Source organism: Dendrosporobacter sp. 1207_IL3150, assembly GCF_036763085.1.
Classification (GTDB): Bacteria; Bacillota; Negativicutes; order DSM-1736; family Dendrosporobacteraceae; genus JBAIYU01.
Genome location: NZ_JBAIYU010000010.1, coordinates 473,577 through 499,537, shown reverse-complemented (window position 1 = coordinate 499,537; position 25,961 = coordinate 473,577). Strand labels below are relative to the sequence as shown.

Annotated in this window: 21 protein-coding genes; 20 read left to right on the top strand and 1 reads right to left on the bottom strand. The window is 42.0% G+C overall.

Annotation, left to right across the window (positions count from 1 at the left end):
- The first annotated feature begins 190 nt into the window (after positions 1-190).
- The 10 genes from V6C17_RS05825 (at position 191) to V6C17_RS05780 (ending at position 9,963) form a co-directional block, all read left to right on the top strand.
- Positions 191-1,219 (top strand): rod shape-determining protein, encoded by a 1,029-nt coding sequence (locus V6C17_RS05825; protein WP_333521607.1) that lies wholly within the window; start codon positions 191-193, stop codon positions 1,217-1,219.
- Between the two features lie 149 nt (positions 1,220-1,368).
- Complete coding sequence (gene flgF, locus V6C17_RS05820; protein ID WP_333521606.1) at positions 1,369-2,109, top strand: flagellar basal-body rod protein FlgF; 741 nt, start codon at positions 1,369-1,371, stop codon at positions 2,107-2,109.
- 154 nt (positions 2,110-2,263) lie between these two features.
- Positions 2,264-3,052 carry a flagellar basal-body rod protein FlgG gene (flgG, locus tag V6C17_RS05815; protein WP_333521605.1) on the top strand — a complete coding sequence of 263 codons (789 nt, stop codon included), beginning with the start codon at positions 2,264-2,266 and terminating at the stop codon, positions 3,050-3,052.
- A 9-nt stretch (positions 3,053-3,061) separates the two neighbouring features.
- Positions 3,062-4,054, top strand: a complete 993-nt coding sequence (flgA, locus tag V6C17_RS05810) for a flagellar basal body P-ring formation chaperone FlgA (protein ID WP_333521604.1) — start codon at positions 3,062-3,064, stop codon at positions 4,052-4,054.
- A gap of 5 nt (positions 4,055-4,059) precedes the next feature.
- Complete coding sequence (locus tag V6C17_RS05805; RefSeq protein ID WP_333521603.1) at positions 4,060-4,656, top strand: flagellar basal body L-ring protein FlgH; 597 nt, start codon at positions 4,060-4,062, stop codon at positions 4,654-4,656.
- An 11-nt stretch (positions 4,657-4,667) separates the two neighbouring features.
- Entirely contained in the window at positions 4,668-5,783 is a 1,116-nt protein-coding gene (locus tag V6C17_RS05800) for a flagellar basal body P-ring protein FlgI (protein WP_333521602.1), read from the top strand.
- A gap of 14 nt (positions 5,784-5,797) precedes the next feature.
- Entirely contained in the window at positions 5,798-6,175 is a 378-nt protein-coding gene (locus V6C17_RS05795) for a rod-binding protein (RefSeq protein WP_333521601.1), read from the top strand.
- Positions 6,176-6,318: 143 nt separating this feature from the next.
- Entirely contained in the window at positions 6,319-7,794 is a 1,476-nt protein-coding gene (locus V6C17_RS05790; RefSeq protein ID WP_333521600.1) for a phosphodiester glycosidase family protein, read from the top strand.
- A 43-nt stretch (positions 7,795-7,837) separates the two neighbouring features.
- Positions 7,838-8,143: a biotin/lipoyl-containing protein gene (locus V6C17_RS05785; protein ID WP_333521599.1), complete on the top strand. Its 306-nt coding sequence runs from the start codon at positions 7,838-7,840 to the stop codon at positions 8,141-8,143.
- Between the two features lie 8 nt (positions 8,144-8,151).
- Entirely contained in the window at positions 8,152-9,963 is a 1,812-nt protein-coding gene (locus V6C17_RS05780; protein WP_442891441.1) for a SpoIVB peptidase S55 domain-containing protein, read from the top strand.
- 18 nt (positions 9,964-9,981) lie between these two features.
- Here V6C17_RS05780 and V6C17_RS05775 read toward each other — a convergent pair whose 3' ends face one another.
- Entirely contained in the window at positions 9,982-10,134 is a 153-nt protein-coding gene (locus V6C17_RS05775; RefSeq protein WP_333521597.1) for a hypothetical protein, read from the bottom strand.
- Between the two features lie 812 nt (positions 10,135-10,946).
- On the opposite strand from V6C17_RS05775, the gene V6C17_RS05770 reads away from it, so the two are divergent.
- The 10 genes from V6C17_RS05770 (at position 10,947) to V6C17_RS05725 (ending at position 25,885) form a co-directional block, all read left to right on the top strand.
- Entirely contained in the window at positions 10,947-11,717 is a 771-nt protein-coding gene (locus V6C17_RS05770) for an MlaE family ABC transporter permease (RefSeq protein ID WP_333521596.1), read from the top strand.
- Positions 11,718-11,728: 11 nt separating this feature from the next.
- On the top strand, positions 11,729-12,496 hold the full coding sequence (locus tag V6C17_RS05765) for an ABC transporter ATP-binding protein (RefSeq protein ID WP_333521595.1): 768 nt from the start codon (positions 11,729-11,731) through the stop codon (positions 12,494-12,496).
- Entirely contained in the window at positions 12,490-13,764 is a 1,275-nt protein-coding gene (locus V6C17_RS05760) for an MlaD family protein (RefSeq protein ID WP_333521594.1), read from the top strand. The genes V6C17_RS05765 and V6C17_RS05760 overlap by 7 nt, the downstream gene beginning before the upstream one ends.
- 508 nt (positions 13,765-14,272) lie before the next feature.
- The gene (locus V6C17_RS05755) at positions 14,273-15,556 is read left to right on the top strand and encodes a TolC family protein (protein WP_333521593.1); all 1,284 of its coding nucleotides are present in this window, start codon (positions 14,273-14,275) and stop codon (positions 15,554-15,556) included.
- A 555-nt stretch (positions 15,557-16,111) separates the two neighbouring features.
- The gene (locus tag V6C17_RS05750; RefSeq protein ID WP_333521592.1) at positions 16,112-20,428 is read left to right on the top strand and encodes a translocation/assembly module TamB domain-containing protein; all 4,317 of its coding nucleotides are present in this window, start codon (positions 16,112-16,114) and stop codon (positions 20,426-20,428) included.
- A 15-nt stretch (positions 20,429-20,443) separates the two neighbouring features.
- Positions 20,444-21,082 (top strand): sigma-70 family RNA polymerase sigma factor, encoded by a 639-nt coding sequence (locus tag V6C17_RS05745; RefSeq protein ID WP_333521965.1) that lies wholly within the window; start codon positions 20,444-20,446, stop codon positions 21,080-21,082.
- Positions 21,083-21,386: 304 nt separating this feature from the next.
- Positions 21,387-21,974, top strand: coding sequence for a hypothetical protein (locus V6C17_RS05740; RefSeq protein ID WP_333521591.1), 588 nt, complete (start codon positions 21,387-21,389; stop codon positions 21,972-21,974).
- Positions 21,975-21,993: 19 nt separating this feature from the next.
- Positions 21,994-23,745 (top strand): BamA/OMP85 family outer membrane protein, encoded by a 1,752-nt coding sequence (locus V6C17_RS05735; protein WP_333521590.1) that lies wholly within the window; start codon positions 21,994-21,996, stop codon positions 23,743-23,745.
- 231 nt (positions 23,746-23,976) lie between these two features.
- Positions 23,977-25,275, top strand: coding sequence for a hypothetical protein (locus tag V6C17_RS05730; RefSeq protein WP_333521589.1), 1,299 nt, complete (start codon positions 23,977-23,979; stop codon positions 25,273-25,275).
- Between the two features lie 136 nt (positions 25,276-25,411).
- Positions 25,412-25,885: an OmpH family outer membrane protein gene (locus tag V6C17_RS05725; protein ID WP_333521588.1), complete on the top strand. Its 474-nt coding sequence runs from the start codon at positions 25,412-25,414 to the stop codon at positions 25,883-25,885.
- Positions 25,886-25,961 lie beyond the last annotated feature (76 nt).

The following is a 25,961-nucleotide window of genomic DNA, read 5'->3' as shown; positions in this document are numbered from 1 at the left end:
TCTGTTGCTCGGTAAATGTTGCTTGGAAATATACCAAGTCCGTACACAGCGGCGGGAAACCTTAGTCGCGTTTTATGTGAATCAGTTATAATAATATATTTGTTGTTGATTCACCAAAATAGCGGCAGTCTGCCGCTTTTTCGGGCGAAAATTTTGGACAACTATTAGGTTATTTGGAGAGTGGATTTTGATGTTTGGAATGTCAATGGATATCGGTGTAGATTTAGGTACAGCCAATGTTCTAGTGTATATTAAAGGAAAAGGTATTGTGCTTAGCGAGCCTTCGGTAGTTGCAATTGATCGTGATACAAACCGTGTTTTGGCTATTGGTGAAGAAGCTCGCCGCATGCTTGGTCGGACACCAGGTAATATTATTGCGATTAGACCTCTGCGTGAAGGTGTAATTGCGGACTATGATACTACAGAAAGTATGCTTCGTCATTTTATTAAGAAAGTGGCAGGTAAAAGCTTTTTCTTCAAACCACGTATAATGGTTTGCATTCCTTCTGGTGTAACAACAGTAGAAAAACGTGCTGTGTTAGAAGCAGCAATGCAAGCAGGTGCTAGAAAGACTTATCTTATCGAGGAGCCGTTGGCAGCTGCGCTTGGTGCAGGTCTTGAAATAGCTGAGCCGTGTGGTGCTATGGTTGTAGATATTGGCGGAGGTACTACCGACGTAGCGGTATTAAGCCTCGGCGGAATAGTTGTCAGTGAATCTCTGCGTATTGGCGGCGACAAGTTTGATGAAGCACTCGTTCGCTACGTCAAACGGGAATATAACATTATGATCGGCGAACGTACAGCCGAAGAAATTAAAGTTAAAATCGGCACAGCGTGTATTGACGGTCGTCAGGAAAGCATGGAAATCCGCGGACGCGATTTACTATCGGGTCTGCCTAAAACGCTCCGCATAACTTCAGCCGAGACTAGAGATGCACTTCATGAACCAGTTTCGCTTATTGTTCAATGCGTAAAATCAGTTCTGGAAAATACACCACCTGAACTTGCGGCAGACATTATGGACCGTGGCATTGTAATGACTGGAGGCGGTTCGCTTCTTTTCGGACTGGACAAGCTGATAAAAGAAGAAACTGGTATCCCTACATACCTAGCTGATGATCCATTGTCTTGTGTAGCTTTAGGCACTGGTAAGGCACTAGACTCGTTAGAAAATATTGAGGATAGTTTGACTACACTAAAGAAAAGCAGCATCGCATAAAGGTATGACTTGAACCGCAAAGACGCCAAGTACGCAAAGGATATAAAGACATAATGCTATGCTTCCCCTTTGCGCTTTCGCGGCTTTGCGGTTAATCGTACCTCATTTCTGTTTCGCTCAATTATTTTATAATCTTTGGAGGAAAAACTATGATACGCGGACTTTATACCGCTGCTTCTGGAATGGTTGCCGAGAGTATCCGTACTGATGCAACTGCAAATAATCTGGCGAATGTTAATACCGCTGGCTTTAAAAAGGATACAGCAGTTAACAAGGAATTTGGTGAGATGCTGCTCCACCGTATTAATGACGGGGCAGATGCTTCTACTGTTGGTTATCTGGGCCGTGGTACGTTTGTTGATGAGGTTGCCACAATTCATACCCAAGGTTCAATGCGTCATACTGGCAATGACTTTGATTTAGCAATTAACGGCAAAGGGTTCTTTGCAGTAGAAACCGACGCTGGAGTAAGATATACCCGCAATGGTACTTTTAGTAAAAATATAGTTGGTGAGTTAATTACTAACGAAGGTCATAAAGTTTTAGGTCAAAATGGTCCTATCCGCATTAACGGCAATAAGTTTACTGTGGGTGAGGACGGCAGAGTGCTGGTTGACGGGGTTGAAAGCGGTCGTCTGCAAGTTGTTGAGTTTGAAAACGAGAAACAACTTGTTAAAGAAGGCGCAAGTTTGTATAGTGCAGGCGAGAATCAAGAAAGGCCGGCTTCAGGCTTAATATCACAGGGCTATACTGAAGGCTCAAATGTCAATGTAATTTCTGAAATGATCAACCTGATAAATGGCTATAGAGCATATGAAACAAATGCGAAAACAGTACAATCCCAGGACCAGATGCTTGAAAAAGCGGTGACAGAAGTAGGACGAGTTTAGTATCCATTAAATACCGCTTAAGTTTATTAGGATTTTATTCGATAATTAGTATGTGAGAAAGGGCTGGACCAAAATGGGAGGCCCTGCTGGCTGCCGACTGACAGAGGCAGTTTTGTAAATCTAAGCGATTACCGTTTTCGAGGAGGAAAAAGACATGATGCGTGCACTTTGGACAGCTGGGTCTGGTATGGTTGCCCAACAGGGAAATATTGATGTAATTTCTAATAACTTATCTAACGTAAATACTACCGGTTTTAAGAAAAGCCGTACTGATTTTCAAGATTTAATGTATCAGACTATTCGGCAGGCTGGTGCCACTACTGGACCGGATAATCAGTTACCAACCGGAGTTCAAATAGGACACGGTGTGCGTCAGGTAGCTACTCAGAAAATATATACACAGGGCAGCTTTCAACAGACAGGAAATTCCCTTGATATGGCTATCGAGGGTGATGGTTTTTATCAGATAGCAATGCCGGACGGTACTATTGCTTATAGCCGAGATGGCTCATTTAAGCGCGATTCGCAAGGTCGTATATGTACATCTGAGGGTTATGCACTTGAACCGCAAATTGCAATTCCAGCTGAAGCTACGGATGTAACTATATCGGCTGATGGCCGAGTCACTGCAACAATCCCTGGGCAAACAGAACCGCAGGAAATTGGACAGATACAGCTTGCCCGCTTCGTTAACTCAGCTGGTTTAGATAATATTGGCCGTAACTTACTTAAGGAAACAGCCGCATCAGGAGCTCCTGTTGTAACTAATCCCGGCACAGATGGGTCTGGAACAATAGTACAAAAGTATCTTGAAATGTCTAACGTCCAAGTTGTTGAGGAAATGGTTAACATGATTGTTGCTCAAAGAGCCTATGAAGTTAATTCCAAAGCAATCACGACAGCTGATGAAATGCTGGGGCAGGCAAATAACCTAAAACGCTAGGTGTAAATTATGCTAAAAAAAATATTGGCTATCTGCTTTGTTGTTGCATTAAGTTTATACATAAATTTTCCGCTAGTGTATGCTGAAGCTATTACTGTTACAGTTACAGAACACGCTACAGTAAGGGGACCGTTAATAACACTAGGTGAATTGGCCGAAATTAGCGGCGAAGATAGTAGCCGTGTTCAGGCTTTGCAGCAGACTAAGCTGGGCAGCGCACCTACACCCGGTGGCAGTATAAAACTTACCAGCGATATACTAGGAATGCGTCTAGCAGCGGCGGGTACAAACTATGCCGGGATTACCTGGCATATTCCTTTATCAGTAAGGGTGACTACCGGGTCACAAGTAATCAGTGGTCAGATACTCGTCGATGAAGCAATTTCCGCAATAAGAAATAAAGTTGGTTCAGCTATTGCAAGTAGTGACTTAAGTGTCACGCCAATAAATGAGTTGCAGGACGTGCTGATCCCACTAGGTCAAATCAGCCTGAATATCGAGCTGCCGTATGGTATTCGATATAATGCGCCCACAATTGCCAGAATCAGTATTAGTACCGATGGTACTCTTTATACAAGATTAAACAGCAGCTTTGAGGTGAAGCAATACGGTAAGGTTGTTGTTGCTGCCAAGCCTATCTCTAGGAACCAGGTTTTGGCGGCAGAAGATTTACGATATGAACGAACGGATATTGGCAGATTAAATGCAGGTTATTTCACGAATACTGAAAAGGTTGCAGGAATGCAAGTTCGCCGACCGATTGTGCCAGGAGAATTAATTTCCGAAACTATGTTGGCGAAGCCGATTATTGTGAAACGTGGCAGTATAATAAATATTTTGGCTCGCATTGGTGACATTGAAGTTAAAGCAGCAGGACAAGCTCAGCAGGATGGAAGCCAAGGGCAGATTATCCGCGTTCAAAATACAAACTCGAAGAAAAGTGTTTCGGCCAGGGTGCTGGATGAAGGTACAGCCCAGGTTGTAACTTTTAATGGAAGGTGACACAAATGAAGAGCGTATTAAAGGCGGCAGCAGCTCTGATGTTAGGTTTAATGATAACGTTTCTTCCTATTTCAATTGGTCAGGCAACATCACTTTGGAGTGATAGTGCTTCAACAGCTGGGTTATTTATAGATCATAAGGCCCGGGCAGTAGGAGATGTGCTTACAATTATAATTAACGAGAATTCTACTGCTAGCCGCACAGGCAGCGCAAGTAATTCTAAGTCATCAGAAGTTGGGGCTGATGCTGGTGTTGGCATTTTTAAATTTTTAGCAGAGGCTAGTGCCAGTAGCTCTGACAGCTTTAAGGCACAGGGTTCAATCAATAACAGTAATAGAGTCAATGGCAAAATTACTGTAGAAGTGACTGAAGTTAAACCAAATGGCAATCTCGTCGTTTCAGGTACCCAATCCATAAAGCAAAACGGTGAAGAACATCGGATCACTATATCGGGAACTGTACGTCCAGATGATATAACATCTGACAATACAGTGCTATCGAATTATGTTGCCGATGCTCAAATTAAAATGGATGGAAAAGGCCCAATTTCCCGCAAGCAGCGTCAAGGCATATTAAGTCAAATTTTTAACTTTTTATTTTAGTGGAGGCCTTTATGCGTAAATTAATTGCGGCAGCACTAATGTTAATGCTGCTAGGCAGTCAAATATCACTAGTTTCGGCTGGGCCATTTGCTGTAAACAGCCGTATCAAAGATATTGCAAAAGTTCAAGGTGTTCGTTCAAACCAACTTGTCGGTTACGGATTAGTAGTTGGTTTAGCGGGAACTGGAGACTCAAATAAGAGTCTTGAGACAATACAATCAATCGCTAATATGCTTAAAACTTTTGGTGTAACGGTTAATACTGCTCAACTGCAGTCAAAAAACGTTGCCGCCGCGATAATAACAGCCCAACTGCCACCCTTTGCTAAACCGGGTGATACTATTGATATAACAGTATCGTCGATTGGTGACGCTAAGAGTCTGCAAGGGGGGACATTGCTGCAGACACCGCTGCAAGCCGCTAATGGTCTAGTATATGCTGTTGCCCAAGGGGCTGTTTCAACTGGCGGTTTTGCTGCTTCGAGCGGCGGGAGCAGCCAGCAAAAAAACTTTCCGACAGTGGGGACAACACCAAATGGTGCAATTGTAGAACGCGATGTGCCAATGCAGTTTAGCTCTAACAGTACGATATCATTATCTCTGTCTCAACCAGACTTTACTACAGCCAGCCGAGTGAGTGAGGCAATTGACAGCCGTTTTGGCGGAATATCGATTGCTAAAGATCCTGGTACGGTTCAAATAAACATACCTCATGAGTATAGAAACAATATAGTTGGCTTTATTGCTGCCATTGAGGAACTGGCTGTTACACCTGATAATATTGCAAAAGTTGTAATTAATGAACGGACAGGAACTATAGTCATGGGATCAAACGTAACTGTAGACGAGGTTGCTGTTGCCCAAGGCGGTCTTAGTATTAAGATAAGCAAATATACTGATATCTCACAGCCGCCGCCGTTTTCTGGGGGTAATACCGAAAAGACGAAAAATACTGATATAGATGTAACGGAAGATAAGGCAAATATTGTGTTGCTTCCAGCAACATCTAGTGTTGGCGATGTAGTAAATGCATTAAATGCGATAGGGGCTACACCAAGAGATATAATATCAATATTGCAGGCTATGAAGGCAGCAGGTGCTCTGCATGCCGATCTGCAAATTATCTAACTGTAGGTGAAGATATGAAAATTAACTCTATTGGATCACCAATAACGTCAAATAAACTTACTTCTGCCCAGTATAAATCTGAAGGTGACTTTGCCGTTACGCTAGAAAAAGCTGTCGCTAGTGCTGCAGATACCAAAGACGAAGCAAAGTTAAAATCGGTATGTCGCGATATGGAAGCTGTTTTCTTGAATATGATGCTATCTAAAATGCGCGAAACTGTCCAACACTCAAACTTGACAGGTGACTCATCAAAGGAAAAAATGATGCGCTCGCTGCTTGACAGTGAGATGACTAAAAATATGGCCCAAGCAGGTGGAATAGGCTTAGCTGATATGCTTTATCGTCAGCTTACCCCAACAGCTGGCTCAAATAATAAAAACCAGGCTCGCTAGCCTGGTTTTCGTTCAATATATGATGGGTATAAACCGCTAAGACGCGAATTACGCGAAGGTATTATTATAATAAATATTACCATATGATTTTTGCGCTTTTGTGTATTTGCGGTTAACGTTACCTCTCATTTAGGAGGATAATTATGAAGAATTTTTATCAGCAGCTAGGTTTGCTGCTATTAGTTGTTGTATTTAGTGCACAGGCAGTGTTGGCTGCTCCTGTACCAGCGAATAATCAGGCTCCCGCAAAATCATTGGCTGCTCAGAAACAAGCATTGGCCGCTGTTAGTAAAGTTCGCTTTAGCCAGACTCCAGAAGTTATGCGTATTGTTTTTGACGTTGACAAACTGCCTGAATATAATGTAACCATGACCGGAAAACCGGAAAGTCTCGAGATAGAGTTAGTCGGTGCCACCAATAAAACAGGGTTACCTCAAATAGCCTTTAATGATCCAGCTGTAAAAGGACTTAAGTTTGTTGACAGCGGTTTAAGTGTCAAAGCTGTGATTGAATTAAAGCATGCGGTAATGTATAAGGTTTTCACTTTAAAAGGACCAAATAGGTTAGTTGTAGATCTAATTAAGGTATATGATCAAAAAATACAGGAAGAAGTAGCACCTGGTATTAAGCTTACGACTTTGCTGCGGGGCCGTCAGGAGGGACCAATCTCTGCTCACGTCCTTGACATTGATCCAAAGGCAGGTTATGCCTTTAAACCAGTGTTGTCAAATGAGTATGTTGCTAATTTAGAAACAGTAAAATCAATGGCAGACCGGACTCAGGCAATTGCGGCAACTAATGCGTCGTATTTTTCCCTAAGTGGTGATATCTTAGGTTTACTGAAGATGAATGGCACAATAGTAAGTACTGCTGGACTAGCCAGAACTGCGATGGGCATAACTCCGGAGGGCACAGTTTTTATCGACCAAGTCGATTACGATGGGAATGTATTATTGCCGGATAAAACTTTAATTCCTATAGGCGGTATCAATTGTGAGCGAGGTCCAAATAGTTTAGTTTTATACAACAGCTACTATGATTCCAAAACTAATACAAATGATTATGGTATTGAATACATAGTTGTAGATAGTAAGGTAACTGCGATCAATAAGGGTAATTCGGAAATTCCAAGTAACGGAATAGTATTATCAGTACATGGTACAATGATAGAAAAGTTTTCAGCACTTAAAATTGGAGATACAATTAAAGTAAACCAGACGCTTGGAGAAAAATGGGATAAAGCTGTCCATATTCTCAGCGCAGGACCGAGGCTTGTCAAGAATAATAGTGTGTATCTGACAACCAAGCTTGAGCAGTTCGGTTCTGATGTTGCAGGTGGAAAAGCTCCTCGTACTGCACTAGGCATGACTAAAGATGGGCACATATTGCTTGCAGTTGTCGATGGTCGTCAATACAGCAGCGTTGGTTTTACATTATTAGAAATGGCATTATTTATGCAAGAATCAGGTTCCGTAGATGCAATGAATTTTGATGGTGGCGGTTCAAGTGAAATGGTAGTTAATGGAACAATAGTTAACAAACCCTCAGATGGCCGCGAAAGAAAGGTTGGCAATGCCTTGATCGTGGTTCAGCAGCAGAGGGAGCACCTTGATAATTAGCGTTAATAATGTATAATTAATTTTAAGCAAGGGGGGTGTAATTATGCTTCATAGAAAAAGCATAATAGTTTTCACTTTAGTTTTAATTGCAGCAGTTGGGATTTGGAGTGTTTCAGCTAATGCCTTAATTGATCAAAAAGCAGTATTGTCTGGCAAGGTCACTGGGGTAGTAGCTGTAGGTGCAAGCGTTTGCGAAGGTGATACACTTGCGAGCATCTCTACAATAACCGGATCGCTTCCTGTAGCTAGAGCTACAACAGACGGTATAGTCAAGGAAGTTTTAGTGCATCCAGGTGATAGTGTTCGCAGCGGTGATGTTGTAGCTCGTATTCAGTCAACGCGCCGATAATAGAGAGGATGGTTTTGTTGTTAAAATTGTTTAAGCGGTGCCTGGCAGCACTATTAATGTTGATAGTACTGCCTACCGCTATTGCCAATGCGGCAGCTGGGTTTTTGCCTGTAGATAAAATAAAACCAGGAATGAATGGTATTGCCAAAACTGTAGTTAACGGCACGAAGATAGAAGAGTTCGGTGTTGAAGTTTTAGGGATAATGAAAAATAAAGGTCCATCCGGCGATTTAATACTTGTGCGTACATATGGTGACGTTATTAATCGTACGGGCGGGATCGTCCAGGGGATGAGCGGCAGTCCAGTATATTTCGACGGTCAGCTGGCTGGTGCTATAGCTTATGGTTGGCCGCTGAGTGACCACAAAATTGGAATGGTTACACCTATCGGTGATATGCTGAAATTATGGGAAGCCCCGGATAAAGTAAATAATAGAGTATTTGAACAGATTGATCTATCCGAAGATATTAATCTATTTGAAAACATTGATAAACCAGCCGAGGAAGCAGTACCTGTTGCTACTCCTCTAATGGCTTCAGGTTTTACCGAACAAGCTTTAAAGATGCTTACAGATAAGTTAAAACCATTAAATATGGTCCCCTATTCTGTTGGAGGTGCGCCTTCCGATACTGACTTTGGGGCGATTGAACCAGGAAGTGCTGTTGGTGTAGAGTTAGTTCGCGGTGATATAAGTTTGAGTGCTTTAGGTACTGCTACTTATGTTGAGAATGGCAAAGTTCTTGCTTTTGGTCATCCTTTTCTTAAAAAAGGCAATACAGGCTATTTCATGACTAATGCCTACATTTTCACGGCGGTTGATGGTCTTGAGAGCGGCTTTAAGGTCGGGGCAACAGGTGAAGCAATTGGTTTAATTAATCAAGATCGCGGTGCTGGTATTGCCGGACAACTTAATAAATTCCCTAGTGTAATACCTGTCCGTATTAAAGTGTCTGATCAGCAATTAGGTGTGAATCAGGATTATGCTGTTCAAGTAGTTCACGACGATCAGTTAGGGCCAGCACTAGCAGCGACGGTTGCCTTCAACGCAATTGATAAAACTATTGATCGCGTTGGTCCAGGAACTGCTAAGGTCAGCTTCGAAATTATGGCCCGCGGTATGCCGGGGGATGTAATTAAAAGAGATAATATGTTCTACAGTGCCGGCAGTATCGGCGAACTTAGTGTTGCTGAGTTTTTCGAAGCTATGAATATGATTGCTAATAATAAATTCAATTCTGTAGACATAATGGATGTTAAAATTAACGTTGATTTAACTGAAGAACGTCGAACGGCTTCCATTACAGAAGCACGTTCAGCAGTAGCTACTGCTAGACCAGGTGAAACTATCAGTTTAACTGTAAAGTTAAAGCCGTTTCGTGGTGAAACTGTTACAAGAATAGTACCATTTGTTATTCCTAAAAATCAGCCGGCTGGACCGCTGATGCTTCAAGTAAGGGGTGGAGGACTGGTACCACTTACGCAGCTTCTTCTTAAACAGCAGGGTATTGATTTATCTAAAAATCAAGATAGGCAAAAATCTTTTGCAGATATTTTGAAAGAGTTTCAAAATGGGCCTAGAAATAATGATATCGTAGTTGAAATCATGGATATGAATATCGGAAATATGCTAGAGCAAACAGGCGGAGATTCGCCTATCGAGCCTAAAAAGGCAACTAAGGCTAACCCAAGCAAAACCGTTAAACCGGCAGTAGCAATTGGTGCAGCTGCAGACAGCAAGGAGGCTGCGAAGACTAACTTTGCTACCGACTATATCATTGATAATGATACGCAAGTAATAATAAATATAGTAAACCCTTAAGTTGAAACCCAGCCCAGATTAATCTGCGGCTGGGTTTTCTAAATCTATTCCCTCCGTAAGTCCATCCCCAAAAAAGCAAGTCAGCAAAGCAGCGGTGAATTCCTCTGCTGCGGACGTTCCTAACGCCGTTACCGACGCAGAGTTGCCTACGGCTGTGGTCACAAGTCCCATAGATAAAATCCAAGTCGCTGCCACCAGGAAGTCTGTATCCCAAACCTAAAATCCTTAATCCTAAGTGAAACATCGCTAATCCCTTTGCGTCCTTAGCGCCTTCGTGGTCAGCGATATCCCCTAAAACCCAGCCAGCAAAGCGGCGGTGAATTCCTCTGCTACGGACGTTCCCAACGCCGTTACCGACAGCAGAGCTGCCGACGGCTGTGGTCACAAGTCCCGCAGAGAGAATCACCGCCGCTGCCAACAGGTAGCCTGTTTCTCCAAACCAAAAACCCTAAGCGATAACATCGCCCGAATCCCTTTGCGACCTTAGCGCCTTTGCGGTTAACATCCCCCCAAAAGCCAGTCAGCCAAGCAGCGGGGAATTCCTCTGTTACGGACGTTCCCAACGCCGTTACCGACAGCAGAGCTGCCGACTGCTATGGTCATAAGTCCCGCAGAGAAAATCCCCGCCGCTGACACCAGCGAGCTCGTATCTACAAACCTAAACCCTTAAGCAAAAAAACAAAACTTTTATGCGCTCACATCGCCCCAATCCCCTTTGTGTCTTTAGCGCCTTTGCGGTTAGCAATATCCCCCAATTGCGTCCCCTTTGAGTACTTCGAGTACTTTGCGTTAAAAATAGTATTTTCTTGGGCTAAAAGATGGAAAAAATGAATATAATGCCATTATAAAAACAAGTGAAATAAGCAGGGAACACGCCAAAAATATTGAATATCTCTACTTTATAATGAAAAATCCATAATTCTTTGCGTTCTTGCACCTTAGCGTTTAATAAATTACAAATATACAAGTAGGAGAAATACAACATGCTTGTAAGATACTTAGAAAAAATCGGGCATTCGATGATTGCTGGTTTTGAAAACTGTGGACGCGTCATGATGTTGGTTTGGGATACATATAAACTTTTGAGTAAACCAAATATTAAACATGTTTTATACCAAATGTCACATCTTGGCGTAGATTCACTTCCGATAGTTATGCTCACCATCTTATTTACCGGCATGGTTATGACTGTACAAATATCGCACGAATTCATAAAATACGGTGCGCAATCTTCAGTTGGCGGTGTTATAGCCATAGCAATGGGGCGAGAACTGGCTCCTGTTTTAACAGGAGTTGTAGCAGCAGGACGGGTCGGTGCAGCAATCACAGCGGAAATTGGCTCAATGAAGGTTACAGAGCAAATAGATGCCTTAAGAGTAATGGCGATTAATCCTGTTGCTTATTTAGTAGTACCGCGTGTGCTTGCCTGTATGTTGATGCTTCCTGTTTTAGTCATATTTGCTGATGTCATTGGCACTATCGGCGGCTATCTTGTGGCTACATTACATTCGGGAATTGGTTCGTTCACTTTTATTCAATCGATTAAAGTGTTTGCCGTAATAAATGACGTTATCGGCGGTTTGATTAAGTCTGTAGCATTTGGCGGTATAATTGCAATGGTAGGCTGCTACAAAGGACTTAATGCACCAGACGGAGCCGAAGGAGTCGGCAAGGCAACGACTGGCTCAGTTGTTAGTTCAATTATTCTAATCTTCATCAGCAACTACTTTCTGTCGTTGTTGTTATACCGCTAAGAGGTGTACTAATGATAAAACTATCAAATATAAATATGAATTACAAAGGCAAGCAAATACTTGAAGACATAAACCTCGAAATTAAAACAGGCGAAATAATGGTTATTATAGGACCGAGCGGGTCAGGGAAAAGTACGCTCCTTCGGCTAATTGTCGGTCTTCTTAAGCCGACCAGCGGGGAAATATATATTGACGGTCAGGAGATAACTCAGCTTTCCGAAACAGAACTCAATCAGATCCGCCTTAGAATGGGAATGGTTTTTCAGTACTCAGCGTTGTTTGACTCTATGACAGTAGGCGATAATGTCGCCTTTGGACTACGACAGCATACTAAAATGACTGAGGATGAAATTGCCAAAGTAGTCAGTAGGAAACTAAGAATGGTTGGTCTGTTCGGAAAAGAAGACACTATGCCGAATGAACTTTCAGGTGGGATGAAAAAAAGGGTAAGCTTGGCACGTGCTATTGCTGTTAATCCGGAAATAGTGCTGTATGATGAGCCAACCGCTGGACTTGATCCAATAATGTCAGGAAAAATCGATCGATTGATTACAAGTACCCGTCGGATTATGGGGGTTACATCAGTTGTTGTTACCCATCATATGTCGAGTGCTTTCAATATTGCCGATAGAATAGCCATGATCTATGGTGGTAAGATTATTGAGCTTGGTACTGTCGAAGAGTTTAAGCAGTCAAAAAACCCAATAGTACAACAGTTTATTCACGGAGAAAAAACACCAGGACTATTAGCAAGAAGGAGGGGCAAGACAGAATGTTAAGTACCGAAGCAAGAGTTGGCTCAATTACTGTAATAGGTCTAGCGCTTTTAGCATATATGATAATTCATCTTGGTGGCTTTTCGTTTGGAGATAAGGGCTATCCTGTCCATGCAGTGTTCAGTCAGGTTAATGGTTTGAAAGAGGGCAATACAGTACGATATGCCGGTGTAGATATTGGTAAAGTTAGTGCCGTTAAAGTCACTCCTGAAGGCGTTCAGGTTACAGTAATGATCAACCCTGGTGTTAAAATCCCAGAGGGCTCAAAATTTAATATTGGCTCTGATGGATTATTAGGCGAGAAATTTATTGATATTGTACCACCAAGTAATAACTCAGGTATATTAGCGCCTGGGGCAGTGGTGCGGGGCGAGAACCCTCAAGGCCTCGACCAGCTTATAGCTACAGCAGACAAGGTGCTGATTGATGTCCAAAAATTGGTGAATTCCCTTAATGATGTTTTAGGTGATGAAAAGGTAAAAGCGTCTATGAAGGAAAGCGCTTTAAATGTTAAGGAGATAACCTCAAACATGAATGCTATGAGTGCTGCTATGGCGCGAATGGCAGTAAATAATGAAGATGATGTTAACGCAATGGTTAGAAATTTAAGTGCAATGTCTGGCAGTCTGCGTGATGTTGCTGCCAGAGTGGACAAGATGGCAGCAAGTGTCGATAACGACGGACAGACAGCAAAAGATTTAACAGAAACAATAGCAAACCTTCGCAGCACTAGTGTAAGAGTAGAAAAAATGGCAGCTTCCCTAGAAGGAATTGTAACCGATCCTGAAACATCGAGAAATATAAAAGAAACGCTGAAAAATGCGCGTTCAGTTACCGAAAAAGCTGACAAGATGCTAAATAAAGTTGAATCGGTAAGCGCTAAGGCTGGCGTTGAGATGCTGTACAACTCTGATACCGGAAAGTACAGTACTAATGCTGACATTAGAATTAACACCTCTGATAAAGATTTCGCCATAATTGGTGTAAACGATATTGGTCAAGGATCTAAAAATAATTTCCAAATCGGCTCTGGCACTGATAAATTTGCTGGTCGCGCCGGTATTATAGACGGCGAAGCCGGTGTTGGTGTTGACACAAAATTGGGTAAACAGCTGAAGATGTCAGTAGATGTGTACGACCCTAATGATGTTCGTGTTAAACTTCGTACCCAATATCAGATGACATCCGATACCTCCATCGTCGGCCAGGCTAATAATATTAACAAGGACACGGACAACAACACCTTCGTAGGTGTCCGTCATAACTTTTAGTGTAACCACTCTGCGTCCTCCGCGTACTCTGCGGTTAAAAAATCACCCCCGTAGCGTCCCCTTTGAGTACTTTGTGTACTTTGCGTTAAACGCTAACCCCTGGACCTCCCCAAAAGCCAGCCAGCAAAGCGGTGGTGAATTTCTCTGCTACGGACGTTCCCAACGCCGTTACCGGCAGCAGAGCTGCCGACGGCTGTGGTCACAAGTCCCGCAGAGAAAATCACCACCGCCAAACCAGCAAGTCCTTATCTACAAACTTTAAACACTAAACCCCAAAGTGCGATAACATCGCCCGAATCCATTTGCGTCCTTCGCGTCTTTGCGGCTAACAATACCCCCTCCGAACCCGGTGCCTTCGTGTCCCCTTTGAGTACTTCGAGTACACTTTAAGTTAAAAAACGTCTCCAAATAATTCCACCTTTTAGTTGACACTGGAAAAATCAGATAATATAATTAAACTGGAAATGACTATATAGTCAAGGTTTCGTGTATCGAGGAGGAAATGTAAATGCTAAGGAAAAATCTTTGGAAAAAACACATTACTAGCCTGTTGGCAGGTGGGTATTTATTATTGAATACAGCTGCGGTATTTGCCGCTCCAGTAGAGCTATCGCTGGATGAGAGTATTGAACTTGCATTAAAAAACAATCCAGCAATTAAAATAGCGCAAGCCGATAAAGAAAAAGCTTCCTGGGGTATAAATGAAGCTAAAAGCAGCAAACAGCCTAGTGTGACACTAAAGCACACAAGCAGTCGTGCTGATAATGGGGTATCTGCTGTAGGTAATGATTTCAGTAATACTGTAAATCTTAGTTTACCTATATATACTGGAGGTAAGACTGAAGGCTTAATAGATCAAGCCAAAACAAACTCCCAATCGGTGGATTTAGGGCTTGAAAAGACTAAACAGCAAATTAAATTAGATGCAACCTCGGGTTACTTCAATGTACTTCAGACACGTAATTTGCTTGAAGTCAGCAAACAGTCAGTTGCCAGTCTTAAGGCTCACTTAAAGAATGTACAAGCTCAATACTATGTTGGCACAGTAGCCAAATCCGATGTATTACGTTCAGAAGTGGAACTTGCAAATGCAGAGCAGAATTTGATTAAAGCCCAAAATGCTTATGATCTTGCTATCTCCAGCTTAAATAATGTTATAGGTCTGCCATTAGATAGCGAAATTGCCATAAAAGATGATTTAAAATACACCAAATACAATACGAGTTTAGATGACAGTATAAAATATGCACTGAACAACCGTCCGGATGCTGCTCAAGCTAAACTTGCGGTTGACTATGCTAAACAAGGTGTCCGCGTAGCAAACAGCGGCAACAAACCAACTGTAAGTTTTAACGGTAATACTGGCTGGAGCGATAAAGATTTCCCAGGCACAGAAGACAACACTTGGTCTCTTTCTGTAGCAGCTTCCTGGAATATCTTTGACTCAGGCGCAACTAAAGCAAAAGTAAAACAAGCAGACTTTGGTGTAAATAAAGCTAACGAACAAACAAAACAAACGCTGGATAATATTCAGCTTGAAGTACGCCAAGCTTATCTCAATATGAATGAAGCTGAAAAACGCATCGACACCAGCCAAGTAGCTGTTGATAAGGCAGAAGAAGACTTTAAAATTGCCCAAGTCCGTTATGGTGCTGGCGTAGGTACGAACTTAGACGTAATCGATGCTCAGTTAGCACTAACCCAAGCAAAAACCAATTATATTCAAGCTATGTATGACTACAACACCAGCAAAGCAAAACTAGAAAAAGCCATGGGTGTAGCTGTTAAATAAGGACTTATTTACAGCAAAGACGCAAAAGCGCAAAGGGAACGCGAATAAATTTAATATAAAAGCGCAGAACCTTTGAGACTTTAGCGCCTTTACGGTTAAAACTAACCATGGTTTCCGCCACAATAAGTCAGCCGGCAAAGCGGAGGTGAATTCCTCTGCTACGGACGTTCCCTACGCCGTACCGACAGCACAGCTGTCGACGGCTGTGGTCACAAGTCCCGCAGAGAAAATCACCACCGCTGACACCTGAAAAGTCTTTACTTAACACAAAATTTTAAAAAAACTCTACGCGATATGATCGCGTACCCCATAACCACTCTGCGTCCTCTGTGTACTCTGCGGTTAAACGTTCCATCACACTTCGCGAACCCTTCGCGTCCTTCGCGCCTTTGCGGTTAAATCGTTCCCCACAAAAAACATCCCCGCCAAAAGCGGGGATTTTAAGTATCATTCCATATTTTTCCGCAAAGAATAACTATATTCCAAATAATACTCACAGGAAGGCGTAGGCCTTATGGCGAAGTATTTGATGAATAAATACCTGGGAGGCGGACCATGAAGCAAAAGGCCAAAGCGCTGATTATAATAGCACTGATGATTTTTGCCGCTTTAGCTATTGTTTGGCATAACAAAAGCCAGACATATATGACTGCTGCTGGCGGTACTTTATCCGCTGAACTTTCCCAGATGTTCGGAACAACTGTAAAAGTCGGAAAGATCGAAGTTGGGACATTTGACTCACTAAGTGTAAGTGATTTTGAACTATATGATCACGAGGGGGAAAAAATCGCAGTTGCAGATCAACTGGAAGTGTCGTTTAGCCCCTTAAGTATAATACAGGGACACACAGCAGCCGCAGCCATTAGTGAAATCACTATTTTTAGACCTTATATATCCCTTAATCAATATCCGGATAAAACTTGGAATATTGAAAAAATACTTAAGTCTAAAGGCTCTGACACAGAAGCTCTTGATATAAAACTAACGATAAAAGATGGTACAGCAAATATTAGTAATGAGCTAGGTACATGGCTGATAGAAACTGTTAATGGATCGCTCGAAATTCATCAGCATTCTTTGAGTAATATAAAGCTTTCCCTGAATCAGGCCGGAGCATCTGTTGCTTTAACAGGAAATTGGAATAGTCAGCGTGGTTCATTAACAATAAAGGCTAAGAACTTGATGTTAGCTAATTACCAGCCTTTTTTTCAGTATGAAAGCTCAACTCAGCTGCTTGGTGGAACAGCTTCAGAGGCTGAATTGCTATTAAGCAGGAATAACGGACAAACGGTTTATGACGGTGAAGCCAGAATTGAAAATGGTTCGTTAAATGTTGATGGAATAGCGGTACGAGATCTGCAAGGAATGATTACTTTTACCGACAACTACATATATTTGTTTAATACCGCTAAAGTTTTTGAGCAGCCGCTAAAGCTGCGCGGTAAAATAGCTACTGATACTGTAAAACCTGTACTTGATTTGTCCGTGTCCTCAGAGGGTTTTGATCTAAGTGCAATTGAGACAAGCTATTCTATTAGTGGGAAAGTAGACTTTAATGCACAAATAACTGGCATGTCTGATAATCCAACTATAGATGGTCACTTTAGCTTAGAACAAACTAGAGTTTATGACCAAACAATAGAACGTGCCGAGATTGATTTAATTTATGTGGACAAAATTATTAACATAAAATCATTTGAAGGCACTACCTTTGGAGGGCAGCTTACAGCACAAGGGTCTATAGAACCGGAATCTCAGCGCTATAATTTGCATGTTACTGGTAAACAGCTTGATACTGTGTTAATGTCAAATTACTTACCAGGTTTAGACGGATATGTCGATTTTGATATAAATGCTTCAGGTAATGAATCCTTCGCTGAAACATCAATACATGGTACTGCTGCTATAGGGGCAGGAAAGTATCAAGGTGTTGAGTTTACTAATTTAGCTGGCAGTTTTTATAAGAATGGCCGTAATGCAGTAATTGATTATATCAATATTGGTTTAGGTCAGGGAATCGTCACAGCCAGTGGGACTATTACTGATGATAAATTGAGTTTAGATGTTCGTGGAAATGGCTTGCCGCTGAATCTTGTTACTAAATACGAACCCAAACTGAATATGGATGGTACTGCTAACTTTAATGGAACTGTTACGGGATCAATTATTAGCCCTAAGTTTCAGACAGTTTTTTCAGCAGCTAATGGACAGGTACTTAATCAGCCATTTACACATGCGCAAGGAAATTTGATAGTTTCACCTGAAATGCTTGAAATTACTGAAATTGTGTTAAACGAAGGCATAACACAGCATTATGCGCAAGGTATCGTAGGTTTAAAAGGCGAACATAGTCTAAATATTAAAGTTGTTACCAAACAAGCTAGAGCTGAAAACTTAGTTAAATTATTAGCTCCAGGTGAGCGACTGACTGGTAATGTTGATAATGAGGTTGTGCTTTCTGGTACCTTGGATAATTTTAATGCAGTTGGCAATGTTACGCTTACTGACGGCAGTTTCCGCGGCTTTCTTATTGCTAAGGGGGCTGGTAGTTATCAGAAACAGAATGGCATAACCACAATAAAGGATTTTGCTATAAATTCTCTTAATACGCAGGTGAAGATAAGCGGGATTATTGACCAAAGCAGCAAGTTTGATTTGGACATTGCTGCGAAAGATGTTGATATCTCAAAACTTCATTTTAACTTCCCTTATCCTATTGATGGTCAAATCGACTTTACCGGAAAACTAAGAGGTACATCTGATAGCCCGATTTTCGGTGGTCAGCTTACTGCTAATAGTCTTTCTTTTAACTCAGAGCAATTAAAGCAAGTTGAAGGTAATATTTCTATAGAAGGAAGTCAGATCGATGTACCTTCGCTTTGCTTTAGTCAAGGAGCAGGTAAATTCAATTTTTCGGGCGGGATTAACCTATTGTCAAGTGAGGTATATGGCGATATTGGGGTAGAAAACGGCCAATTGGCTGCACTACTGGCCATAATCAATCTACCAGCAAAAGAGATCGATGGTCAGCTAAATGGCCGCGTTTTGGTTAGTGGTAATACCTCAAGGCCCAATATGTGGGTGACTGGCTCCTTAACAAAGGGCAGTCTAAAAAACTACCCGCTTGATAATGTAGAGATAGACATAGCACTAAGCAATAATATTATTACAGTTAATAAGTTCATGGCTAAGCAAGGCCAAGGTATATTGGCTATTGAAGGCAGCGCAGATCTAGATGGACCGCTAAACTTTGAAGTTGGTGGACGTGATATTGATGCCGGCCTTATAACAGCTTGGCTGGATGCAAAAATTGAAACCAAGGGAAAACTCAATTTTGCCGCGCAAGTATCAGGCACGACCGAAAGCCCCAAGGCTGCAGTGTCGTTAGAGATAGCAGGTGGCGGTGTAGCAAATGCGACATTTGACTCGCTTTATGGTTTGCTACTGCTTGATCAAGGGAGTATTCATGTAAACCAGATAATGTTGACGAAAGGTCAGTATCGTGCCAGTGCTTATGGTATAATCCCTGTAGCAGCTCTTACTGCAGAGGGGCGCAAACAAGGTGATATCCAAGACCAAATGGATCTTAAGGTGCGCTTAGATGAAGCCGATTTAAGCATCCTGCCGCTGCTAACGAAGGAAGTATCTTGGGCCGCTGGACGTACTCAAGGTGAATTGACAATCGGTGGTACACTAGTACATCCGTCAATTAATGGAATAATTTCAGTTCAAAATGGAGTTCTTAAATTAGCTTCACTTCTAGACCCAATCCAAAAAGTGGTCCTTGATATTCGTTTTAATGGTGATAAAATTAATGTTAAAACCTTTGAAGGGGTAATGGGGGCAGGGTCATATAATCTTACCGGATGGGCTCAGCTTAGAGGCGTGGTGTTAAGTGATTATGATTTTACTCTTAAGCTGGATAAACTTGGTGTAAACAGCAAATACTTCAAGGGACCAGTAGATGGTGCGCTGTCACTTGTTAGTGGCAGTAAAAGACCTAAACTTTCTGGTAAGCTGACATTTGAGAATAATATAATTGATATCCCTTATATCCCAGAGTTTACATCTGACAGTCCAAATATTGAACTTGATGTTGAACTTATAGCAGGTAAAAAGGTTCGCCTCTATAATCCCTATCTATACGATATCTGGGCAGAGGGTCGGGTTAACTTTAAAGGCTCTACAAAACGTCCTGATGTGTCAGGAAAGATTACTGCTACAAGGGGAACAGTCAGTTATCTTCGAACTTCCTTCAAGGTGAAAGAAGCAAGTGCCGAGTTTACCCAGTTTGCTTCCTTTGAACCGATAATCAAGCTAGAGGCTGAAACACGGCTGGAGAAGACCAAAATTCTGCTAGCAGTAAATGGTCCTATTAGCACTATGGATTTTAACTTGACTGCCGAACCGGCAATGAGTCAACAGGAAATAATGTCTCTTTTAACGCTGCGCAGTCGCTATTTTGACAAACAAAATGGCAGTGCAGATGGACGCGACACCGGTCTAGGCCGGGACGAGCTGTTAACTATACTTGACGCTGGTTTGCAGATGCGTTTTGTAAGTGAATTGGAGAATATTGTTCGTGAAGCGTTTGGCTTAGATGAATTCCGTATTGTACGTGATACACTTTTGCCAGGTCAAACGACCGATGATAAAAATGGGCTTGGGTATGATAGAGATCGCGAAGTGTATAATCTTGAATTTGGTAAATATCTAACTGACCGATTTATGCTCAGCTATACTATGGGTGTTGGTCATGACATCAATAAAATTGCATTTCGCTATGATTTAAGTAAACGAATGAGCTTTACCGGCTCCTATGATCAGCTTAATCGTCATATGTTTGGCATAGAGACACGGTATAAGTTTTAATTAAGGATGATGAACATGCAGTTAAAGCAATACCTCAGCGAACTAAATAAAGTTCGTTTGCTGGAAGCTAGTGAAGAACAATATTTATGGCGTGAATATAAAGAAAATGATAATATTGATTGCCGCAGAAAGCTGATTGAAAGTTACCAGCCGTTAGTTTTTAAATCTGCTGTAAATTGGAAGGCAGATGAATCCACTCTGATGGATATAGTGCAGGAGGGGACGGTGGGGCTGATTGAAGCTGTGGAAAATTACGATCACACCCGCGGAGTAGCTTTTAGTTTATTTGCTTCACATCGCATTCGCGGTCGTATGCTCAATTTTATGGAGCGCGAAGGTAAGAGAAATTTTGCTTATATCGACAGTCCATTGAATGGTGAAGAAACTGCTACCCTTGGCGACACGCTTATTGATACAGCCCCAGCAGTAGCTCATCAGGCAGAGCGGAATTTCTTAGCTGAGCAAGTAAAAAATGCACTAAACCGACTTCCGAACAAGGAACAACTAGTGCTTAGCGGTGTATATCTACAAGATCAGGAGCCAAAACAGCTTGCTGAATCTATGGACCTAAGCGTTTCGCACATCTACCGTCTGCAAAAACAAGGTATCCGCCGTATCCGCGGCATGCTGTCCAAATTCATGCACAACTGGTAAGAAAACGTTTTATGAACCGCAGAGTACGCAGAGGACACAGAGTGGAACGCGAAGAATTTTTGGCGCGATAATTATCGCGTTCGTAACCCTCTGCGACCTCTGCGTACTCTGCGGTTAAGCAAATTCTTTATATTTTTATGTTAATATTAACGATAATCTGCGTAAAACGGTTAACTTAGTGCGATAAGTGATGAAAATAGCTAATAAACAGCTTTAATAGACGAATTTAGGCTAAATTTCAATGACCAGAATCTGGCCTCTTCCCATGATTATATATTGTGGTTATAATGTAGGGGTGGTGAAAATGGCTGACTTTAAACAGCACATGTCCCGGCATCTGCAATCAGCGAAGCAATGGCTTACGAGGGCTGAAGAATCATTTGACAAGCAAAGCGATATTCGCGGTGAGCTTGATTTGATGTTGGCACAAGCCGAACTTCAGCATGCTAAAGAGGCCAAACGAGCAGGAGAATGGCGCTACAAATATTTTGTAATGCGTCATGGATTCGCCTTTGGACTAGCTATGCTGGTCGCCGTAGGCGGGCTTGGCGGTGCCTTTTTTCTTTTAAATGGTCAAGCTTTAGTACCGCCTAGTGAGGGACAGCGTCCTGCTAATTCGGTTAAGCTTAATGAGCCGAAGGTTGAACTTGTATCAAGCGAGAAAACATTACCACAAGAGCCGTTCAAAGAGTTAAGTAACTCAGCATTGATTGCGGAGAAACCAGCACCCATTCAAGCACAACCAACAAGTTTTAAAACAACAGACCGCCAAGAAGTAAAGCGCGAGCCGCGGCGTAGCGTTGCAGACGAGGCAGACAGTGCGGTAGAACTGCCGCCTGATCAGATGCAAAAGCTTATGCGGGCCGCCGGAAAGTCTTTACGCGGTCAGTAATTTAATAAGGAGGTAATGCATGAGAACTAGACAACGCTACGGGCTTTTATTACTTGCAGCTGTTTTCAGCATGAGTATCATTCTTTCCGCTGTTGCCCCTGCGTTTGCTGCTGATCTCACCGGCAAAACAGTTACCGCTGTGAGTATTACCGGCAATAACTCAGTAGCTGAAAGCGCAATAATGGCTGCTGTTAAGACCAAGCCTGGCGATACATTGTCAGCAGATAATGTTAAACAGGATATGCAGGCCATTTATGAATTGGGCTATTTCTTTGACGTTGTAGCCAATTTCACCGAAGTTCCAGAAGGTGTGAAAGTAGTATACACTGTGATGGAAAACCCGGCTCTTAAGGACATTGTTATTAAAGGAAACACTAAGGTAACAACAGAAAAGATTTTAAGTCTGCTTGGTGTTACTAAAGGGAAAACTCTTAATACTAAAGCCTTAAATGACAATGCTCGGGCCGTTGAGCAGTACTATCATGATCAAGGCTACATTTTAGCTAAGATCAGTGATGTCGCGATGAGTCCAGGTGGTGTATTGACCATTAGCATTAATGAAGGTGCTTTGGAAGGTATAGTCGTTAAGGGTAATGAGAAAACCAAACAAGATGTAATTACCCGTGAAATGAAGCTTAAGGCTGGTGAGCCGTTCAACGTTAAAGATGCTCGCCGCAGTATGCAAAAAGTGTACAATCTTGGCTTTTTTGAAGATGTAAATATGAAACTAAATCCTGGTAAGGATCCAAATGCTGTAGTGCTGGAAACAAGTGTTGTTGAGCAAAAAACTGGTACCTTCTCTATCGGGGGCGGTTATAGCAAATCTGATGGTTTAGTTGGTATTATTGAACTTGGCGACAACAACTTCCGTGGTACAGGTGATAAAATTAAGCTTCACTGGGAGTTTGGCGGTGAAGCTAGCAACAAGAACTACGAGTTTGGCTACACTCGTCCATGGCTGGATGCTAAACAGACTTCCTTGGGCTTCAGCCTATATGACATGACCAACCAATACAGCGATTATTATGATAATGGTGATCTTCGCTCCACTTATGATAAGCGTCGTCACGGTTGGGATATTACCATAGGCCGTCCGCAAGGGGAGTATATTCAGAACTATATAACCTTGAAGCATCGACAAGATACCTATGTTGGTTGGGTAGAGGGTGAAGGTATTGACTATGAATCCAATACTGACCCTGTATATAACCAGCAGTATCTAGAGGATAACTTCGGAACAACTCGTAGCATAAGCTTAGCTCGTATCCTTGATTCGCGTGATAATGTGTTCAATCCTACTGAAGGTCAGCGTTTATCCTTAACAGCTGAATTTGCTGGGCGCAGTTTTGGTGGAGATTTTGATTTTAATAAATACACCGTTGAAAACCGCCAGTACCTTAAAGTAGGCCGCGACCATGTTTTAGCTTTCAAAGTTGCAGCTGGTTATGCTGATGGTAACATGCCAGAGAGCGGATTATTTGCTGTCGGCGGTTCCGATACGCTGCGTGGTTATAATGATGATCAGTTCAAAGGTGACAAAATGCTGACAGCTACAGCCGAATACCGTTTCCCAATCGCCAAGAAGGTTCAAGGCGTTGTCTTTACCGATATCGGTAAAGCGTGGAATGGTGAAGGTTATAAGCTTGATGATCTTGAAGCCAGTGCTGGTGTCGGTGTCCGTGTAACCACACCTATTGGCCCTATCCGTATTGACTACGCTCAAGGTGCAGATGGTGGTAAAACTCACTTCAGCTTTGGCGGACAATTCTAATCACAAACCAAAGAGCCAGGCTAAAGCCTGGCTCTTGTTATAAGGGTAACGTATTTTAAACCGCAAAATCGCAAAGTACGCAAAGGGATCAAATACGCGCAATAATATTGCGCATCAAAACCCGCACCGTGCCTTTTGCGTCCTTTGCGCCTTCGCGGTTAATCCAAAGTTCTATTACTATAACCAACGGCATATGATGAGGTTGGACAGCTTCAATGCCGCAGACTGGAGGTGCAGATTATTTTCAGGAAAAACTTACAGGCTGTCTATATATTTCTCGCGGTATTACTTTTTATGCCTAGTGTAGTTTCCGCAGCTGGTGATACTGTTGATAGTATTACGGTGCAAGTTACTACCGGTGACACTGCTCCGGCACCACCGGCGCGAATTACTAAACGAATGGCAGCAAGTGTTCACACTATTGGTGAGAACGTTTTAGCAGGACACACGATTGTTGACGTAACTGAAAAAAAAGCGTCGTATGAAAAACTAGTTAGAGAAGTTTTTGACCGCATTTTGGTTGGATATTCGGTAAAGCAAGTAAATATTACTCCAGGTACTTCGACTAGAATCATGGTTGAAGTTACGCCTTGGGGAGAGGTAATAAATAATGTAATTCTAGACATTGATTTTAATGGCTTATCACCGGAACTGGCTAACCTAATGCAACGTGACTTAGGTAATATTGAGGAAAGAATTGACAGTGTTTTACTTGGTTTGCCGATAGATGCGGTTGATTGGGCTGGGGGAGTGTCCAAATCAGTTGTTAGTGAGTTATTATCTGCTCAGTTGCCGGAGTTTCGTTCCAATTTAGAAATAGTTCCTGGACCAACCACTATAGTAAAGCTGTCCTTAATACCACAAGGTAAACTAATTCAAGATGTTCGAGTATCTTTGAGATCTAATACTATTCCGAATGTTTTGCTTTTGCAAGCTAGGCCTACTGTTACTGAAGCTGCTAACACTTTAAATGGATTACCGGTTGCCTTTGTTGAAAGGCACCGTAGTTACTTTACTGAAAAGATAAAGACTGCAGCTGCTGAACATCCTGTTACCAGGCGGTATGAACTGACGGTTAATCCGACAATTGATGCTTCTGCTAATACTGAAATCAGTTTGGACGTTGAAACAACAAAATATAATTTATCGTTAGAAGGTTACCTTGATATTGGACGTCAAGATGACAGTACATCGTTAAAACTACATGTGGGAAAATATGCAAGTCCTAAAGATGAGCTTTTTCTTGATATCGAGTTTATCCCCAACAGCGTAACTTGGCGTTTTCTTCCAGGGTGGGGTCATAGTCTAAGCTCGGTCACTACAGTAGGTATTAAATATGACATTAGTGAAAAAGACGGAGTATTATGGACTAAGCAAGATTTGGGCTCGAACTGGCAGCTGCGCCTAGAACGAAATCAATCATGGAGCTTAAACGAACTTGGCGTTAGGTATAAGCTTCACGAATTTCTTAGTGCTGAATATGTATTTACTGACAATGAAAACTGGTTAAGACTGGTAGGTAATTTATAGACAATTGTTGAATAAAAAATGGCATTTTGCTATAATAGAACAGGATTAGCATAAAATAGCTCATCTAAATTGAGAGATTATTATTGAGCTAACTTGGACAAATTGATTGCCATTAGGCAGAGAGAAGGGGTCAACTATGTTGAAACTGGAAAAGAAACAAATTAAATTAATTACCTTAGTTATTACGGTATTTTTCGTACTTGGCATAGTAGGAATTGCTGTTTCACAATCAGGCAAATCTTATGCTGCCGCTGCTGGCAGTTCGTCAAACGTTGGTGTAGTTAACCATCAAATGCTAGTATCCCAGCATCCAGATATGGCAAAGGCTCAAGCTGCGATGCAAGCCGAAGTTGAGCAAGCAAAAAAAGATTTTGACGCAAAGTCTGCTTCTATGGGCGATAAAGAAAAGCAAGATTACTATATGCAATTACAGCAACGCTTAAACCTTAAGCAGCAAGAGTTAATTGCTCCTGTTTTTGATAAGGTAGATGCTGCAATTAAAGCTGTAGCGGACGCAAAAGGACTTAGTGTTGTTATGGATAAAAGCAATGTTGTGTACGGCGGTCAAGACATTACTGATGAGGTTGCTAAGAAATTTACTAGCAAATAATTGAATTTTAAAATAGAACCTTTGCAGCCGAGCAGGGACTACCAAGCTCGGCTCTTCTTTAGAAAGGGGTGGTTTG